Source organism: Neisseria sp. 19428wB4_WF04 (assembly GCF_015235335.1).
Classification (GTDB): Bacteria; Pseudomonadota; Gammaproteobacteria; order Burkholderiales; family Neisseriaceae; genus Neisseria; species Neisseria musculi.
Map to the genome: position 1 here is coordinate 1 of NZ_JADGLG010000099.1, position 2,669 is coordinate 2,669.

Genomic DNA, 2,669 nt, shown 5'->3' on the forward strand with positions numbered 1-2,669 from the left:
CGGCGCGTCCGTTTCAGACGGCCGTCAATCCCGCCTTTGCCGGATTCCCTGCCCGGTTCGGGGCAAGGCGGCACCGCCCGTCAATATGCCGGCGTCCGATGCCTCCCCGCTTTGCCGGCGGGGGCGGTCGAAAGAAAAAACGCCCGCTTTTTATCAACCACTTTCCCGAGCCGGCCATCGGTCAGCAGGCGTTTGCAGACGGCCGAATCGCAAACCGGCCCTGCACGACTTTCTGCCCTGCGCCCCGCCGGTTGCCCAAACGGAGCGCAAAGGCTGCCTGAAAATGTTTTCAGACGGCCAATGCCGCAATTATTGCGGGGTGCGGTTGGCAGTGCAGCTTCAAAGGCCGTTGATACTTATTCTGAACAGTTGGCAGGTGCAGTTAAACAAGGTAATGATTCGGGTGCTCATGACGGCAGGAGCGGCATTGGATAATTTGCCGGGTGGGGGGGGGGCGGTTTCTTCTGTTGCCAAGGGTGTCGGGCGCGGTCTCGGTATGTTGCTGTCTGAAAACAGCAGCGGTTTGGGTTTCAGTGATGCCGTTTCCGGTGTGTATGCGCTTGGTTGGGCGGTTATCATTATTGGGCAAGCTGTGAATAACGCCTTTTCCCGTTTTTCTGATAACAGACCGCCTGAAAATGCGTAAGGGGGTGTCGCCTCCATCGGGCGGAAAGTGCCCGAATGCCCGGAAAAACGGCACACCGCTATCACGGCTTTGATGGGGTTGCTCCGTCTGCAGGCCCGCGTAGCGGCACCGGGTCGGCCGCAAACCTGACGGAAGGCCGTCTGAAAGCTTTAATCTTGGCATTAGTTTAGAAGGCCGCTACGCTATTCCCAGAAGCTAATGATGGTAGAGAATACGTTGGCCGAATATTGAAATAATGTTGTAAAGCTTTTGTTTATTAATCAATAAAAATGCTGCAAATGCAGAAAATTTGCAGCGGTTTGGTTGCGCAGGCGGCTGCTCGACTAGAACGGCATGGAACTAGATAAAAGTTTTTATAATGGATCCGCTTAACTTTCGCTACGGCGTTGTCTGCGTCTTGCTGTAATATACTGTTTACGGCTTGCTGCGTTGTATCGAAAATTAGTTCAATCCACTATATGTGATGAACGCAATATTGATCGTTATACCGAATTTGTAGATATGATGTAGAGTATATTTGTGTAGTGGCTGAGCAGCATTAATATTTATAGATATAGTTAACTTTAAATATTATGAATTAAAAAAATTTTATGAATTAAAAAAATTCGGGCTAAAAAAAAACCATCTATACTAAGGGGAAAAGTATAGATGGCCAAACACATTACGGGGAAAACGTCTTACTCACTTACTTACTCCTTTCGGAGCAAGTGTTACTCAGACAGCTAAATTATATAATAGTTCATCAGTTTTGGCATTAAGTTTTGTAAACCACTTTCTAAATCAATCAACCTTTTGTTTTATAATTAAAAAATATTATTTAATACTGTTGTCATTTTGGTCGTTGTTTACATAAATATAAACTTCCAGCTACCCTCGGGCAGATTTTCAGTAGTTTGGTTGCCGAATTTGCAGCGATGGAGTTGTTTTACACGGTTGCCGGCGGCAGCTATCATACGTTTAACTTGATGATATTTGCCTTCGGTGATGGTGAGCATTAGCGTGTGGGAAGATTCGAGCGTGGCATCGGCAGCAGTTACAATTTCATTTTCATCACGAAGCAGAACGCCGTTTTTGAGAGTGGCGCACAAGGTTTTACCCGCAGCGTGTTTGAGTGTAACGCGGTATAATTTAGGTATCTTGCATTTGGGTGAAGTTTGGCGGTGGTTGAAACCGCCATCGTTGGTAATCAACAACACTCCGGTGGTGTCGGCATCCAAACGGCCGACAGCCTGCATCGACAAGCGGCGCATATGGTTGGGAAACAGGCTGAATACGCTGGGATAGTGCTGTGGTTTATGTGATGTTTCATAACCCGCAGGCTTATTGAGTAAGATATAAAAATAAGGCATGGGCACAACCACCAACGATTCACCATTGATTTCAAGAGTGCGTATTTCTTCGGGGCGGATAGTACAGCGCGTATCGTTATACAGGATACCGTTGATAGCAATACCGTTGTTTTCAATCAGCTGCAGACACTCTTTACGGCTGCCTATGCCTTGCGATTGAAGATATTTGAAAAGTTGCATAGTGAAAGGTAAGCAGGTTTTCAGACGGCCTGATTGTACTGCAAGGCCGTCTGAAAACCTATTTTCTATAACACGGTTGATCCAATTACTACACGCCTCGTTGAGCCACTATAGAAAATTTCAGCATTATTTATATTTTGGGGGTCGGTATCGGTTATCAGTTGCGACAGGCTGCTAAAATCAAGATAACACACTATAAATTAAATAAGCACCCCAAAGAAAACCGCTTGAATATTTTATACCTTATACTGGGAACCGCCGCACATTCGGCTGCCGATATCCCAGCATCCAACCTGATACCGTCATTATCTTATACCGCAAAGTCTCTCGTCATCAGCTATGATTTGGTTTTGGAAGTAGATCAGGCTGTTAAATATCGTGCAAAACTGAGCCAGGGAAACGGGGAGTTGTGCTCCAAAATTGAGCCACTCTCCGTTTGTTATAAACTGCTCCGCTTTATCACACAGCGGAGCCCAACCTGGATGTTATGCATG

The 2,669-nt window shown here is 46.4% G+C and carries 3 protein-coding genes; 2 read left to right on the plus strand and 1 reads right to left on the minus strand.

The features are described 5' to 3' along the window. Positions 1–646: hypothetical protein (locus tag IR141_RS12250; protein ID WP_167743212.1), on the plus strand; the 646-nt coding region annotated here is incomplete at its 5' end. An 845-nt stretch (positions 647–1,491) separates the two neighbouring features. Here IR141_RS12250 and IR141_RS12255 read toward each other — a convergent pair. Next, a complete protein-coding gene (locus tag IR141_RS12255) occupies positions 1,492–2,175 on the minus strand; it encodes a 16S rRNA pseudouridine(516) synthase (RefSeq protein ID WP_135037698.1) in 684 nt (227 codons plus the stop codon). Between the two features lie 227 nt (positions 2,176–2,402). Here IR141_RS12255 and IR141_RS13640 point away from each other — a divergent pair. Beyond that, positions 2,403–2,669, plus strand: a 267-nt coding sequence (locus IR141_RS13640; RefSeq protein WP_209304438.1) for a hypothetical protein, incomplete at its 3' end; no start/stop codon positions are given.